Source organism: Ruegeria sp. AI2 (assembly GCF_056541275.1).
The window spans coordinates 22059-36137 of record NZ_JBQFYB010000009.1; the positions used below are offsets into that span (position 1 = coordinate 22059).

General features: G+C 58.0%; 15 protein-coding genes. 3 read left to right on the forward strand and 12 right to left on the reverse strand.

What is annotated here, in order from left to right; genetic code table 11:
- Positions 1-3: 3 nt before the first annotated feature.
- From ACR0LL_RS15030 to ACR0LL_RS15060, 7 genes are read right to left on the reverse strand one after another with little or no spacing between them, the layout of a single operon-like run.
- Positions 4-1287, reverse strand: coding sequence for an amidase (locus ACR0LL_RS15030; RefSeq protein ID WP_480588040.1), 1284 nt, complete (start codon positions 1285-1287; stop codon positions 4-6).
- Positions 1284-2474, reverse strand: coding sequence for a YlbE family protein (locus ACR0LL_RS15035; protein WP_480588042.1), 1191 nt, complete (start codon positions 2472-2474; stop codon positions 1284-1286). The genes ACR0LL_RS15030 and ACR0LL_RS15035 overlap by 4 nt, the downstream gene beginning before the upstream one ends.
- Positions 2474-3100: a hypothetical protein gene (locus ACR0LL_RS15040; protein ID WP_480588044.1), complete on the reverse strand. Its 627-nt coding sequence runs from the start codon at positions 3098-3100 to the stop codon at positions 2474-2476. The genes ACR0LL_RS15035 and ACR0LL_RS15040 overlap by 1 nt, the downstream gene beginning before the upstream one ends.
- Positions 3100-3732, reverse strand: coding sequence for a hypothetical protein (locus ACR0LL_RS15045; protein WP_480588046.1), 633 nt, complete (start codon positions 3730-3732; stop codon positions 3100-3102). Before ACR0LL_RS15045 ends, ACR0LL_RS15040 begins: the two co-directional genes overlap by 1 nt.
- A complete protein-coding gene (locus tag ACR0LL_RS15050; protein ID WP_480588048.1) occupies positions 3729-5099 on the reverse strand; it encodes a Rieske 2Fe-2S domain-containing protein in 1371 nt (456 codons plus the stop codon). Before ACR0LL_RS15050 ends, ACR0LL_RS15045 begins: the two co-directional genes overlap by 4 nt.
- Positions 5100-5123: 24 nt before the next feature.
- The gene (locus ACR0LL_RS15055) at positions 5124-6584 is read right to left on the reverse strand and encodes an aldehyde dehydrogenase family protein (protein ID WP_480588050.1); all 1461 of its coding nucleotides are present in this window, start codon (positions 6582-6584) and stop codon (positions 5124-5126) included.
- The gene (locus ACR0LL_RS15060; protein ID WP_480588052.1) at positions 6581-7606 is read right to left on the reverse strand and encodes a succinylglutamate desuccinylase/aspartoacylase family protein; all 1026 of its coding nucleotides are present in this window, start codon (positions 7604-7606) and stop codon (positions 6581-6583) included. Before ACR0LL_RS15060 ends, ACR0LL_RS15055 begins: the two co-directional genes overlap by 4 nt.
- A gap of 129 nt (positions 7607-7735) precedes the next feature.
- Between ACR0LL_RS15060 and ACR0LL_RS15065 the strand changes: the two genes are divergently transcribed.
- From ACR0LL_RS15065 to ACR0LL_RS15075, 3 genes are read left to right on the forward strand one after another with little or no spacing between them, the layout of a single operon-like run.
- Complete coding sequence (locus ACR0LL_RS15065; protein WP_480588054.1) at positions 7736-8830, forward strand: pyridoxal phosphate-dependent aminotransferase; 1095 nt, start codon at positions 7736-7738, stop codon at positions 8828-8830.
- Positions 8830-9378: a decarboxylase gene (locus ACR0LL_RS15070; RefSeq protein ID WP_480588056.1), complete on the forward strand. Its 549-nt coding sequence runs from the start codon at positions 8830-8832 to the stop codon at positions 9376-9378. The genes ACR0LL_RS15065 and ACR0LL_RS15070 overlap by 1 nt, the downstream gene beginning before the upstream one ends.
- A complete protein-coding gene (locus tag ACR0LL_RS15075; protein ID WP_480588058.1) occupies positions 9375-9947 on the forward strand; it encodes a thiamine pyrophosphate-dependent enzyme in 573 nt (190 codons plus the stop codon). The genes ACR0LL_RS15070 and ACR0LL_RS15075 overlap by 4 nt, the downstream gene beginning before the upstream one ends.
- On the opposite strand, the gene ACR0LL_RS15080 is transcribed toward ACR0LL_RS15075, so the two are convergent.
- The 5 genes from ACR0LL_RS15080 to ACR0LL_RS15100 form a co-directional block, all read right to left on the reverse strand.
- Positions 9934-10824, reverse strand: a complete 891-nt coding sequence (locus ACR0LL_RS15080; protein WP_480588060.1) for a LysR substrate-binding domain-containing protein — start codon at positions 10822-10824, stop codon at positions 9934-9936. The two genes, ACR0LL_RS15075 and ACR0LL_RS15080, sit on opposite strands and share 14 nt — an antisense overlap.
- 118 nt (positions 10825-10942) lie before the next feature.
- Positions 10943-11530, reverse strand: coding sequence for a helix-turn-helix domain-containing protein (locus ACR0LL_RS15085; protein WP_480588062.1), 588 nt, complete (start codon positions 11528-11530; stop codon positions 10943-10945).
- 265 nt (positions 11531-11795) lie between these two features.
- Positions 11796-12419, reverse strand: a complete 624-nt coding sequence (locus ACR0LL_RS15090; protein WP_480588064.1) for a class I SAM-dependent methyltransferase — start codon at positions 12417-12419, stop codon at positions 11796-11798.
- Positions 12420-12428: 9 nt separating this feature from the next.
- The gene (pssA, locus tag ACR0LL_RS15095; RefSeq protein WP_480588066.1) at positions 12429-13175 is read right to left on the reverse strand and encodes a CDP-diacylglycerol--serine O-phosphatidyltransferase; all 747 of its coding nucleotides are present in this window, start codon (positions 13173-13175) and stop codon (positions 12429-12431) included.
- Between the two features lie 12 nt (positions 13176-13187).
- Positions 13188-13862 carry a phosphatidylserine decarboxylase gene (locus tag ACR0LL_RS15100; protein ID WP_480588068.1) on the reverse strand — a complete coding sequence of 225 codons (675 nt, stop codon included), beginning with the start codon at positions 13860-13862 and terminating at the stop codon, positions 13188-13190.
- Positions 13863-14079: the final 217 nt, after the last annotated feature.

The window sequence follows — 14079 nt, forward strand, 5'->3', positions numbered from 1 at the left end:
GGGTCACTGCGATAGGTGTTGATGAACCCAGGCCGCTATGTTCAACAGGCGGGCATCGTCGCGTTTTCGTCCGATCAGCTGAATACCAAGCGGCAACCCATTCTGGTCGATCCCGAAGGGCAGGGCTACCGACGGCACCTGCAACAGGTTCCACATACGGGAATACAGGGGATCTCCGGTCGCATCCAACCCCGCCGGAGCCGGCCCTGGCGCGGAAGGAACCAAAAGCGCGTCAATGTCGCGAAACATCTGATCCAGCATCGCGCCCGCGCGGTCCCGCAGGTCCAGCGCGGCGCGGTACTTAGTGTCGCTAACCGCCTGCCCTGCAGTGACAAGCTCATGGAACTGTGGGCTGATTGTGGGGACGCCCAGAGCGTTTTCCCACACTCTCAGCCGTGCGGCCTCGTACCCCATAACGGCAATTTGCGCCTGTGTGAGGTCACAGAAAAAGGGTGGATGGGCGATTTCTCCGATGTCAGCGCCTGTGGCGGCAAGGACGGCGAGCGCGCGGGTGCAGGTATCCCGCATCTCGACTGAGCCGTCCTGCCAGTACGGCCCGCGCATCAGGCTGATCCGTGGCAGGGTCTCGTCGAACGTGGGGGGCGGGGGCAGATCGACACCGCGTAACACCGCGTCAGACAGGGCCAGATCGCGGGGGTCGCGGGCCAGAATGCCAAGCGTATCAAGGCTTTGGGACAATCCCATAACCCCTTTCAGATCATAGCGACCGGTGGTCGGTTTAAACCCGCAAACACCGCAATAAGCAGCGGGGCGGATCAGCGATGCTGCGGTCTGTGACCCGAAGGCAAGCGGAGCCATGCAATCGGCCACCGCCGCGGCGGATCCCGATGATGATCCCCCGGGCGTGTGCGCAGGATTGGCCGGATTGGCGGTTTTGCCCGGTTTGAAATAGGCAAATTCGGTGGTGACGGTTTTGCCGATCGGGATAGCGCCTGCGTCCAGAAAGGCCTGAACACAGGCCGCGTTGCGATCCGGTTGTCGACCGGCATACAGGTCAGTCCCCCATCCGGTTGGCATGTCATCCGTGTCGATGATGTCCTTGATGACAAAAGGCACGCCATGGAGCGGCCCGCCAACGGGGAGAGCATCGGCGGCATACGCCCGCTCCATGGCGCGCGCTGCATCCAGGGTCTGGAAAGCCCCGATGACAGGTTCACGATCTTGAATCCGGGCCAGATGTGCGGACATCACTTCGGACGGCTTGACTTCGCTGTTCCGGATCATTGCAGCAAGCGCATGGGCAGAGTGTTGGTTCAGCCCGATCATGCCTCCAACGCTTTCAAGGCTGCGGCAAAAGGTGTGACGGGCATGTCGTAGATGCCGCCACCCAATCGCCCGGCCTCGCCTAGTCGGTCAAGAATGCCTAAGCCGATTACGGGCCCTGAACCCTGCGTGGCGGCACCGCGTGCCGTGCTGCCGAGTTTTACATCCAACGCCCGAAAATAGGGGTGTGTCCCAACCGACATGCCTGACATGCGCGCCTGCGCGTCTTCGGGCAAAAAAGCCCCCAGGCCTTTCTTTTGTCCAGGGCTTAGCTCGATTGCCATCGCGCCGAGGCCAAATGCTTCGACCACGGCGCTGTCGCCAATGGCGCCCAAGGCCCGGTCCTCGGGCAAATCCACGTCAAACGCGCCTTTCGGCGGGCTGGCCGGAACCGTGAACCACTGGTTTGGAAGGCCGGACACCTGAATGCCAACGTCGCAACCATTGCCCCCGGCAGCGGTAATGAAGCTGGACCCGTCAATCCCTTCGGCCAGCTTCATCATGCACTTCGTGGCGGCCATCCACAGGTTCAGAAAAAGAGAGGGCGAGCTGTCCATGAAGGCCAGTGCATTGTCATCCGTGATCCCTCTGGGTGTTCGGTCCTTGAGTTCCGCAATCAATGCCTTCGCTGCCACCGGCGTGCGCCCGTGGCAATCATCCCCGCCCATCAGGCCGATCACGGCCAGCGGGACCAGAGCGATCCCTTCAGCGACCCCTTTCTCCAGCACATCCAGAAACCGCGTGTTGAGCCATCGGATATGCTCCAGTACTGCCTCGGACCGCAGGCCCAGCCGCATCGCGGGGCGACTGCCCGCGTTGATCGGCGCATATACCCGCTGCTGCCCCCGCCATGCGTCATAAACCGTGTGCAAAGGCATATCCGCCGAAACCACGGCGGCCAGAGGCGTCACGACGTCATGGTCTTGCGCGGGCTTCAGCACAATCTCACCGGTGCTGATCATCGCCTCGGACTGATCAAAATCCTTCGCCAAACCTTGCCAGACAGCGGCGACGCAGGCGGAATTCATGATTGGGATAGTGATCTGATCTGGGCTGCCAAAGGCAGGACCGGCATGCAAAAGAACGTTTTCGTCCAGCCCCAACGCCTCGGATGCCGTGTTGAAGCGGTTCCAGACCGGCTGTGTCACCATGGCCCGGTCAAAGGCCAGTTGATCTGCCGGATGCAGCATCACGCATCCTCCGGTGGGATGATCCATGTTTCCGAGAAATATAGGAATGCCGTCGTCGTCTCGTACCCGGCCTGCACACGTGTGCCCAGCTTGCCCGGCAACGCATGACCGTTGACGATGATCTGCGCCGAATGCGCAGACACCAGAAGCGAGAACATGTTCTGCTCGCCGGACGCGACTTCATGCGGGGACAACTCCAGCGCGCGGGGTGGTTCGAACCCTTCCCAGACCAACTCGACGGTCAGGTTCTCGCCCACGATAGTCTCGGTATAGCGATGGCTCATCGGATCACCGGTCGAGCGCACGACCTGCGCGCCAATCTCAGGCAGGGTGGCGAAGGCAGGCGCATTGGCGAAGGCAGCCAGCTTGCTGATGAAATTGTTTTTCAGGAACTCCGTTAGCTCGGGATTGTCGCTGAGGATAACATTCGGTGCCTCGGCCGATCCCTCAACCAGACCTGGCGTACCGTAGAGCAGCAATAACTGACCTTGACCTACCGGCGACCAGGCCACACGAAAGAACAGCGCCATGGCCGAGAAATTGTTGTCATCGTCTTTTAGCAGTATGCCCGGGTTTTCACCGGTCCAGTCAACGGTGCCTGGGGTGATCGGTTCATTCAAAGGCATCACAAATCCTCCTGCGGGGTCACCCAGGTCTCGGAAAAGGCCAAAAAGGCCGTCGACATGGTGCGGCCAAAGAATTGGCGGCTGGCGACCTGACCGGGCAGCGGCGTTCCGTTGATAACGACCTGCGCCGTTTTTGCTTCCAGGAATACCGAATACATCTCGTGCGCCTTGGTGGCCGAGTTTTCCTTGGTTACTTCAACAGGCAAAGGCGGACCCATATCCTGCCAGATCATCTCGACCATCACGCCTGAGCCACGCAGAGTTTCAGAGTACCGGGATTTCAGATCACCGGGGCGCTTTTCCACACTGTCGCAATCCAACCATGTCATCGCGCCCAGCCCGGCTTTGCTGATGAAGGTCGGCATTTTCGTGACCCAGCCATCGACGATCCAGCGCATCATGCGCTGGTTGTCAGTCATGATCAGATTTGGTACGTGCGGCCAGCCCTGCGCCTGATCCGGCGCGCCCAGGATCAGCGCCGCATGACCACGCCCAAAGGGTGACAGAGCCACCCGGAAAAACAGCGCCAGCGTATCGTAGTGATCCTGTGCAGGGTTCTGTTTCAGGTAGATGCCGGGGTTTTCGCCGGACCAATCAACCCGGCCGGGATTGTGGGGAATACGTGTGGTCATGACCAGCTCGCCTCATAATCTTTAAGCGCGTTGACGATGAACGCCTTACGGGGCTCGCCCTTAAGATGGTCGCCGGATTTGTAGATCTCGGCCACCTGATGCGAAATCTCTTTCAGCACCGCCCCATCATCGCGATCCTCCTGCACCGGAATGCGCAACATGGTGTCCCCAGCATAGGTCGGGATCACTTTGCCCGCGAAATTGTCCGAGGCTTGCGGCGGGCGCTGGCCGTTTTGCAGGGCGCGAATGGCGTTACGCAACAGGCGGCGCGCTTTGGCGACACCCCGGTCGGTGAAGCTGAGGTTTTCGCGGGCGTGGATGTTCTTTGGACCCTGACTGACCCAGGCATCGTAATCGCCGGGATCGCGCTGGCGCATCTCATAGGGACGGTCGGGGTCTTGGCCGTAGAAATCGGTCATCCCGAAGCCGACCTTGCTTTTGTCCGTCAGCCCCTTGGGATCATCATTCGCCGCCGCGTCTCGGAAATGCCGCCAGGCGATAACCATTGTATTGGTGTCATCAATCGGCGTGATCCAGCGCGACAGCCCGCATCGGCCAAAATAGCGCGACCCGTCCGGAACCGGGAAATGCCCCCCGTTTTGCGTGAATGAGGGCAGCATGTGGTCGTGGATGCGAACCCAGACGATGTCTTCGACGCGCCGGACATTGGTGTAGAAATCGCCTGTCTGACTTTCGTGAAACTCGATCATCGGCATCTCGGCAAAGGCGTCGATGAACTGGCTGCGCACCGCCAGAGTGTGCAGATAGACCACATGGAACGGGTCCCATGCGTTCTCCATAACTTGTAGCCAGTTGCAGGGCGATTTGATCAGATAGGGGACCAGCTCGTCCCCCTCCTCATCAAACGTATCCATCACAGGGAAGGGCGGTTGTTCGTCGGCGGGACCCATATAGGCAAAGGCGAGCCCCTTGTATTCGATCACTGGATAGGCCCCCAAACACGCCTTTTTCTTTACCTGAGAGGCAGGCGGTTCGCAGGGGGTTTCCAGAATGGTGCCATCCAGCCCGTATTTCCAGCCGTGATAGGAGCAGCGAATGCCGCCTTCCTCAACAATACCAAATTCAAGGCTCATGTTGCGGTGACAGCAATGCAGGTGGGTAAGGCCCAACTTGCCCTCTTTCTTTTCACGAAACAGAACCAAGTCCTCGCCCAGTATGCGGAGGCGATAGGGCAGGTCGCCGATTTGATCGGTCATCGCAACCGGCATCCAGAACCGACGCAGGTATTCACCGCAGGGTGTGCCCGGGCCAACTTCGGTCAGTTCTGGGTCGGGTCTTTCATGCCAGACGTTCTGCTGGTCGTGGCCGCGGAAATTGCCCTGAGGGGCTGAGAAGTGATCGTTCATTGCATTCTCCGTGCGCGCCGTTGGTCAGGGGAAGGGATCAGGCACCGGCGCAGTGCCGGTCCAGATCGATTTGGTTTGGCAAAAATCCTTGATGGCGTTGGGCCCAAGCTCGCGCCCGTAGCCCGAAAGTTTAATCCCGCCGATGGGGCTGCCGGGATCGACGCTGCGATAGTGGTTGATATAGACGGTGCCTGCCGCGATGACCTCGGCAACGCGCGCGCCTTTGTCGGTGTCCGTCGTCCAGACCCCGGCAGCAAGGCCATAATCGTTGTCATTGGCCAGCGCGATGGCTTCGTCTTCGGTTTCAAAGCTGGCGACCGCCAACACGGGTCCGAAGACCTCTTGCCGCCAAAGTTGCATCTGAGGCGTCACACCGTCGAAAACAGTTGGTCCAACATAGAAGCCATTGCGTCCTGCGGCGGTTTGCAATCCGTCCAACAAACAGACGGCCCCCTCGGCCTTGGCTTGCTCGATCATCGTGGTCACTTTGCGCAGGTGCGGTTCATTGGCCAATGGTGCGATCTGTGTTTGGGGCTCCATCGGATCGCCAATCGTCAGCGCGCGTGCCCGGTCGATCAGGCGCGAGACCAGTGTGTCTTTCAGACCGGCCTCAACGATCAGTCGCGAACCGGCGACGCAGGTCTGGCCGTTGGACATGACGATGCCCGACAGTATTCCGTTGATCGTGTTTTCGATGTCGCAATCAGCAAACACGATCTGGGGCGACTTACCGCCCAGTTCCAGTACGGCCGGGACCACACCCGCTGCGGCGGCCTCGGCCACTTTGCGTCCACCCAGATCAGATCCGGTAAAGGTTACCTTGCGAGTCAAAGGGTGCCGTACCAGCGCCTCGCCGACCTCGTGCCCCAGCCCGGTCACGACGTTCAGGACACCGGGCGGCAGGCCAGCGTCATGGGCCAGCCGTGCGAATTCCAACGTCGAGGCGGACGCCAATTCAGACGGTTTGACGACCACGGTGTTTCCCGCCGCCAGGGCCGGGGCCAGCTTCCACGCAAGGATCATCAAGGGCGAATTCCACGGCGTAATGGCTACAACGACGCCATATGGAATGTGATGCCCGACGCTGCGAACACCGGGGACAGAGTTCGCTTGAGCTTCGGGTCCAAGTTTACGCGCTTGGGCGGCGAAATAGCGAAACCAGCTGTGCAGGCCAGAAAACTGCCCCCGCACTTCGGTGATCCGTTTGCCATTGTCGCGGATTTCGGGCGTGACAAGTTCTTCCCACCGATGTTCCAGCACTTCCGACAGCCGGTCGAGCATATCCGCCCGGTCTTTCGGGCCCATCTCTGCCCAAGGTCCGTTGCGAAAGGCGTGATCGGCATCGCAGATTGCCTGATCGGCGGTTTGTGCGTTGCCGCGGGCAATAGTGCACCAACCCTGACCGTTGGAAGGGTCGATGCTGGTCAGGGTCTCACCACTCCAATCCAAAAACGCGCCTGAGATAAAGGGAGTGTATGCCTTCATCCAACGTCTCCGGACACAGGTTGCGCCACCAGCGCCAATAAGTCACCGCGCCGTACCATGCCCCGATTGCCATGGGCCAGAACATATCCCGAGGCGGCGAAGTTCAGATCGATTGACTTGCGCTCTGGTTCGGCTGGGAAATACAACCTTCCTGCACGTTCGCCCCGATCAACGGACTGGCCAGCCGCGCAACGCCGATCAAACAGACCGTCCGCAGGCGCGTGAATCGAATGCGACGGATCAGCGATTTCCACGCATTGCGGTGACACGGGCGTGGGGGGGCCGCCGGGCAGGATGCCCAGATGCCTGAGGCACCGTATCAGACCAGCTTCGGCCAAATCGGTGATCCCAGGATCAACGCCACCGCCACCGCCCAGCTCAGTTGCGATCATCGGCGTGTTGGTCCGTGCCGCTGCTGAATTTACAGACCGATTATCATTATGCGCCCCCAGAACCCAGATCAGAGGCAACCCAAAGGCGCGGGCGAGTTCCATATTGGCCGTTGTCAGATCGTCGTCTTGAGCGCGTGCAGCCAATGCGCAAGGCTCAAAGACCGATGCCTTGCCTCCAGAATGCAGGTCAATTGCGGCATCTACGTGTGGTAGAAGAACCGTCTCGACAAAATGCGCCAGCATCGCGGTTGGTCCGCCATCAGCGTCTCCGGGAAAGGCTCGGTTCAGGTTCTGACCGTCCAGCGGCGACACGCGGGACGATGCAGCCAGTGCTAGCGCATTCAACCCGGGGATCAGGATTATCTGCCCTGTCAACTCGGTGGGGTCGATGCGCGCCGCGAGCCGCATAATAGCGGCAGGCCCTTCGAATTCATCGCCATGCGTTCCACCTAGGATTAGGACGCTTGGCCCCAGTCCGCCCTTCAGGCTGATCACCGGAACGGGGTGATAGCCCAGAGGTACCGAATTGTCCGACCATTTCAACATCAAATCACCCACCTGTCGGCCCGGCACATCAAAATTGATGGTCAGGTGCAGCCTGCTGGAGCGGGGTGAATCGGTTCGGGTCATCCGGTCTTATACTTTTGGGCACTTGCTTCATATCATAATTTTTTTGAAAGTGAATTGATAAAATCTGACTAATATGTGATACGAAAGCCAGTGCCGCAAAGACATGCTTGGCCATGCCGGAGGAAAACTATGGCCCTCACTCGCGCAAAAGCGGGAATCGAAAAGATCAAACCTCACATGGTGGTAGGGGCGTCTGAAGACGTGCCGCCACCGACGACTCTTCTGAATTCAAACGAAAACGTGTTTGGGCCCAGCTCTAACGCGCGGGTCGCGGCCTGTTCCGCTATCAGCACCGTCGAGCGGTATCTTGAGAACCCGGATCTTATTCTGGCCCCGGTAATTGCCAAAAATTTCGGCTTGGATGCAGCGCGGATCACAACCGGGCAGGGGTCGGATGACCTTTTGGCCCGGTTGGCCCGTGCCTATTTGGGACCCGGCACAGAGCTGATCCGCAGCGCCAATGGCTATCTGAAGGTGCCCAACTACGCCTATGCCAATGATGCCGAGGTTGTGTCTGTGGCGGATGACAGCTTCAAACCTTCGGTCGACCGAATGATCTCGGCGGTGAACGACCGCACGCGTGTGGTGTACCTCGCCAATCCCGAAAATCCGGCTGGAACGTACCTGAACGGGGCCGAGCTAAGGCGGCTGCATGCGGCCTTGCCCGCTCATGTCCTGGTGATCATTGATGCCGCGTATGAGGAGTATGTTGAGGGCCCGGATTACGAGCCTGCGCACAAGCTGGTCGAAGAGGCCAACAATGTGGTCATGTGCAGGACGTTCTCAAAAATATACGGTCTTGCCGGGGCGCGTGTGGGATGGATGTACGGACCTCCAGACGTTGTAGACACTGTACGAAGAATAGCTCTGACCTTCCCTGTTGCGGCTTCGTCAGTCGCCGCTGCCGTGGCAGCGCTGGAGGACAAGGCGCATACGCGGTCTGTGTTTCGATCCAATGCTAAGGGGCGGCGTTGGATTGAGGCCGAATTGCAGGCGCTGGGGCTGGAGGTGGTTCCAAGTCAGGCCAATTTTGTGCTGGTTCATTTTCCGCACGAAGACAAGTCAGCTGAAGCTGTGGATCGTTTCCTGCGACAGCGCGGCATCGCCGTGCGCCGGTTCGCGTCGCCCGCCTACCGCGACTACATCCGTATTACCATCGGCTATCCCCACGAACTGCAGGCGGCGCGCGACGGGATCGCAGCATTTCTGAACGGAGAGGCATGATGGTCGCATCTCCGATACCCAGCGATGACGCGCCAGTGGTAGCGCATCCCTCGGGGGCAGCTATCATTGCGGCGATTAAAGCATCCGGAATTCGCGAAGTTGTGGCCTTGCCTGACATCGTGACCAGCGACGGTTTGCTATGGCCAATCTCACGCGATCCGGAATTTCGCCTGACCCGGATTTGTAAGGAAGACGAGGGCGTCAGTATCTGCGGGGCCATGTCTTACAATGGTACGCGCGCGATCCTGATGATGCAGCAGACCGGCCTGATGGATTCCCTGAATGCGATCCGGGCGATAGGCGTCGACTACGAGTTGCCGATCATCATGATGGTGGGCCTGCAAGGGAAGGAAGCGCATCTGCTGCCGGACCAGTCGGCCTCTTACGGGGTACGGATCATTCAGCCCATTCTGGACGCGATGAATCTGACACATTCGCTGATCGAACAACCGGGAGATGAGGTTCATATACCGACCAATGTGGACGCGGCCTATAAGGTCTCAAGGCCGCATGTCTTCCTGATCGGACGTGCGCCGAAGGCCTCATGACCATGTACCGAGACGCAGCTTTGAAAGCCATAGTCCCGCATGTTCGCGATGACGACATCGTGGTCGCCGTGTATCAGAGTTGTTTCGACTGGCTGGCTCTTAACCCGCGCGATCTGAACTATGTGGCTGTTGGGGCCATGGGGCAGGCATCCTCGCACGGTCTGGGATTGGCGCTGGCCAACCCCAACCGACGGGTGATCGTGTTGGATGGGGATGGCAGCCTGCTGATGAATCTCGGCTCACTTGTGACAATTGCAAATGCCAGGGTCAGCAATCTGTACCACTTTCTGTCCGCAAACCGGGTGTATGAGGTGAACGGATCACATCCTCTGCCCGGTGCCGAACGGGTGGATTTTGCCGCTATGGCGTGGGCCGCAGGTTATGCCGGGGTGCAACGCTTTGCGGCGTTGGATCAACTCGCGGACGCCTTGCCACATGTCTTGTCATCCAGCGGCCCGCAATTCATTTCGATGGAGATTGAGGCTGGCGCCACCTATCCAAGGGACTATGCCTACATCCACAGCGCGCAGGCCCGCGCGACGTTCCGCGAAGCGCTCAATCGCGCGTGATCTGCGCCTCGACGATCTCCAGAAAAGACTGTCCTACAGCCGAAAGAGGCTTGTTCTTGGACCAGAACAGCACCGCGCGAAAGGTCAACGGCGCGGCGAAGGGCAGGGCAACGCAGTCCGGCAATGTTTTCAGGTAATCAAGGCTGGCTCCGACCACAGAAACACCCAGCCCGCGTGCGACCAGACGGCAAACGGCATCCGTGGTCCGGGTTTCATACTGCATATGCCGCGCGATGCCTTTTGCTTCAAAAAACTGGTCGATCTCGAACCGGAACCGCGAGGAGGGCATGTATGAAATGAAGTTCTCGCTCTCCAGATCCCGCGCCTGAATCAGAGTTTTGTCGGTCAGAGGATGACCAACCGGCAGCACGCAGCATACGTCACTGTCTCGGATCACGAGACTGTCAAAGGATGGGTTGGCGGGTTCTGTCGTGGTGATCCCGAAATCATAATTCTGCGACACCATCCACTCGACCGCATCGTCGCTGGGGGCAATTTCCATCCGGGCCATGGCTTGCGGCCAACTGGCGGCGAATTCTCCGATCAAATCCGGGGCGAGCTGTGACGAAACCCCGGGCGTGATCACCAGATTCAGGCGCGCGTGGCCAAATTTTCCAATTGCGGCGGCCGAGTCCTTGATGTGCTCCATCCCGCTGACGGCCTGTCGCACCTCACTGACCAGCAGTCGGGCTTCGTCGGTGGGCACCAGAATCCGCCCGGACCGCTGGAACAGCTGAAAGCCTACCTCGGCCTCGAAATCCGAAATCAGACGGCTGACCGCTGGCTGCGAGATCCCAAGCATTGCCGCCGCCTCGGTTACAGTTCCGGTCGATACCACGGTGCGAAAGGCGTCAACTTGTTTGAACGTGATCTTCATTTAGGGAAGTGTCGTCGTTGTGTGCGGACAGGTAGTTCATAGTAAAATATTCTAAAACCGCCAGCAACAGCCTGACCAGGTTATATCTTCAAGAGTGCAAAAAAACGATAGACCGCCGTTATTGCGGCTGGGTGGCGACGGTGATGAATTCGATGCTGTCCGAAACGATCTCGGAAAAGCCGTGAGGCAGTTTGGCATCAAAACTCAGGGTGTCGCCGGTTGTCATGGCAAAGTCTTCTGTACCGCATCGGTATACTGCGTCACCACGGATCATATACAAAAAGACATAGCCTTCATGCTGATAGCTGGGCAGATTTTCCGACTGTTCTTTTGAAATACTGATCCGTGCGGACTGAAACATGCCACCGGGACCGCCGTGCTTGCCGAGCAACAGATAGTCATGCGCGTGCCCTTTGGTGATCCGCCGGGACGCCAAGCCTTCGCAGGCTTTGACGTGATGCACGTCTGCCGAGTCTTCGGTATGCGCGAACAATGCCATCAGAGGCACATCCATCGCGTCGGCCAAAGCCTGGAGCGTTCCAAGTGAGGGGGAAACACTGCCGTTTTCAATCCGGCTGATCATCGAGGTTGATATCTGCGCAGTGGCGGCCAGTTCCGAGAGGATCAGATTGCGCTCTTGTCGAAGTCTTTGCAAAGTCTGCCCGACATCGCTTTCAATATCCCGTTGTTTCCCCACAGATTTCATTACCCGCATAGCACAGATTGTTTACAAAACGTCAACCTAGTAGTGACGACTTCCGGTATGCAGTCAATGGTTTGTGGTTCAAGCAATTGAGAATAATGGAATTGATTGGTTGGTTTGAGCGGTAGTTTAGGCGCGACTCCCTTTGGTTGTCAGGAAAGACACTTACTTGGAATTGTTGATGGGCTTAGTTGCAAGCTCCTGAACGCACACAGTTGTTCTTGCGATCACACCTAAACTACGCGGCGCTAGTTTTTTTATTCGACCACTATGCAACCACTGACTTTCTCAAAACCAGAAAGGTCATCATCCCGAGCGGTGGTAGGGCTCTTTGCTCTTCGACAGTTAGCGCTTGCCCTTGTAATACTGTGTCGATTTCGAAGTCAGAATGCCAACCGATTGTGTTAGCGACTGGCGCAAACGCGCGTTCCAAGGTTGCCAGCAGACCTCGCTCTCGTTTGAAATGGTTAGTAATCACCACACTGCCGCCGGGTTTACAGACCCTCACAATTTCCGCCATTACCTTTTCCGGTTCTGGAACGACGGACAGCACATGCATCGCTGCAACCGTATCGAAATGGTTGTCTGGGAAGTCAAGCGCGCGGGCATCCATTTGCCTTAGCTCCGCAACGTGGCTTAGCGATAGATTGCTCACTTTGTCGCGTGCCTTTTGCAGCATGTCCTCGCTGAAGTCGATTCCGGTCACCTGAGTCTTGGGTCCGTAATGTTCCAGTGACAGCCCGGTGCCCACGCCAACCTCCAGAACCTTGCCAGAACGTCTGTTGATATAGTCAACCGCATGCTGCCGCCCGACATTGGTGACGGCCCCAAACGTCTTGTCATAGACGGGTGCCCAGCGAGCGTAAGAGGTTTGAACGGCTTTGATGTCCATATCGTATCCTTAACGGTTAGAAGGTGCTTCCCTGTCAATCCACGCCCAGGCGACCATTCCCACATATCCGACACAAAGCGCGATCAGCGTGGCCCAGGCAAAGGTTAGCAGCGCGGCGCCAACAACAGCGACACCGATGAGAAAAAACTTCGCGTTCTCGCGTGAAATCCGCGTGGTTTTAAAAGACCAGGTCGGTATGCGACTGATAAGCAAAAGACCAATGATCACGATGAAGAGGCAAATCAATATACTGGGCAGCGCGGGCGCATCCGCGAAAGCGAAGGACAGATACATTGGCAACATGACCAGCAGCGCCCCTGCAGGGGCCGGAACCCCCTCAAAAAAAGCGCTGTCATGTTCGCAGGTCTCGGACTTGCTGCCCACATTGAACCGAGCAAGGCGCATAACGCAGCACACCGCAAAAAACAGCACGGCGAGCCATGCAGCACTGCGTACATCCTGCAAGGCCCAGAAATAGAGAACAAGCGGCGGGGCAACGCCGAAGTTCAAGAAATCCGCGAGCGAATCCAGTTCTGCCCCGATTTTGCTGTCACTGCTGAGCAAGCGCGCAATGCGCCCATCCAACCCATCCAGCACACAAGCGGCTATAATCAACTGCACCGCAAGCTCGTAGTTGCCCTGAACGCCAAATCTGATTGCCGACAGGCCCGCGCAAATGGCTGTTATTGTCAGTGCATTGGGCAGCAAATGGATCAGAGCAAACCCGGTCTCTTCCTGTTCGGATGGTTCTGTCACTGATCCAGCCACCTACTTTTCATTGGATGTGTGCAAACTGGCAAGGATGGTTTCGCCGGCAATCATCGTTTGCCCGACACGCACCTGCGGCTCCACGCCATCTGGAAGATAAACATCCAGCCGGGATCCGAAACGGATCAATCCAAATCGCTCTCCGGTTTGAAGCGCGTTGCCAGATTTCACGAAGCAGACGATCCGTCTGGCCACTAGGCCGGCAATCTGGACCACAGCCAGGTCCTGACCATTCCTCATTTGAATACGCAGGCTGTTACGCTCGTTATCAGCACTGGCCTTGTCCAGGGAAGCGTTGAAAAACTTGCCGGGGCGGTAGGCAACGGCGGTGATTTCACCTTCAATGGGCGTTCGGTTTACATGGCAGTTGAAGACGCTCATGAATACACTGACACGAGTGAGGGGCGTGTTTGGCATCCCAAGTTCACTCGGCGGCACTGCCGCTTCGATTAGCGATACCACCCCATCCGCCGGGCTGACAATCAGGCCTTCCCCTGTCGGTGATACGCGTTCGGGGTCGCGAAAAAAATAGTAGCACCAGATCGTAAGGCCGACGCCAATCCAGCCCAGAATGTCGGACAGGAAAAACAGACCGACCGTGATGGCGGCAAAGATCGCGACAAACCGAATGCCTTCAGGGTGCATCGGTTTGATGAACGTATCGCGCATGCGCATCGCAAGCTTTCCTTAGGTCAATTGATGGCACTTTCATAAGTGGATTGCTGGGGAACGCAAGTGTAGCGGGTGCAGACGATTCATTATTTCAGATATCTGATCCAAAGGGCTTGATCGTCTGAATCTCCGCGCACTTCGGTAACTTCAGCTGGGTTGAGGCCAAATTCCACCACCAGATCTTCGACCTGAACCGATTGGAGGGATTGTCAGGTTGATT

Bases quoted from the DNA above. Each gene is read 5' to 3' on its own strand.
- ACR0LL_RS15030 (WP_480588040.1), bottom strand. From the start codon at position 1,287: ATGATCGGGCTGAACCAACACTCTGCCCATGCGCTTGCTGCAATGATC.
- ACR0LL_RS15075 (WP_480588058.1), top strand. From the start codon at position 9,375: ATGACCATGTACCGAGACGCAGCTTTGAAAGCCATAGTCCCGCATGTT.
- ACR0LL_RS15070 (WP_480588056.1), top strand. From the start codon at position 8,830: ATGGTCGCATCTCCGATACCCAGCGATGACGCGCCAGTGGTAGCGCAT.
- ACR0LL_RS15060 (WP_480588052.1), bottom strand. From the start codon at position 7,606: ATGACCCGAACCGATTCACCCCGCTCCAGCAGGCTGCACCTGACCATC.
- ACR0LL_RS15085 (WP_480588062.1), bottom strand. From the start codon at position 11,530: ATGAAATCTGTGGGGAAACAACGGGATATTGAAAGCGATGTCGGGCAG.
- ACR0LL_RS15100 (WP_480588068.1), bottom strand. From the start codon at position 13,862: ATGCGCATGCGCGATACGTTCATCAAACCGATGCACCCTGAAGGCATT.
- ACR0LL_RS15090 (WP_480588064.1), bottom strand. From the start codon at position 12,419: ATGGACATCAAAGCCGTTCAAACCTCTTACGCTCGCTGGGCACCCGTC.
- ACR0LL_RS15045 (WP_480588046.1), bottom strand. From the start codon at position 3,732: ATGACCACACGTATTCCCCACAATCCCGGCCGGGTTGATTGGTCCGGC.
- ACR0LL_RS15055 (WP_480588050.1), bottom strand. From the start codon at position 6,584: ATGAAGGCATACACTCCCTTTATCTCAGGCGCGTTTTTGGATTGGAGT.
- ACR0LL_RS15035 (WP_480588042.1), bottom strand. From the start codon at position 2,474: ATGCTGCATCCGGCAGATCAACTGGCCTTTGACCGGGCCATGGTGACA.
- ACR0LL_RS15040 (WP_480588044.1), bottom strand. From the start codon at position 3,100: ATGCCTTTGAATGAACCGATCACCCCAGGCACCGTTGACTGGACCGGT.
- ACR0LL_RS15050 (WP_480588048.1), bottom strand. From the start codon at position 5,099: ATGAACGATCACTTCTCAGCCCCTCAGGGCAATTTCCGCGGCCACGAC.
- ACR0LL_RS15080 (WP_480588060.1), bottom strand. From the start codon at position 10,824: ATGAAGATCACGTTCAAACAAGTTGACGCCTTTCGCACCGTGGTATCG.
- ACR0LL_RS15065 (WP_480588054.1), top strand. From the start codon at position 7,736: ATGGCCCTCACTCGCGCAAAAGCGGGAATCGAAAAGATCAAACCTCAC.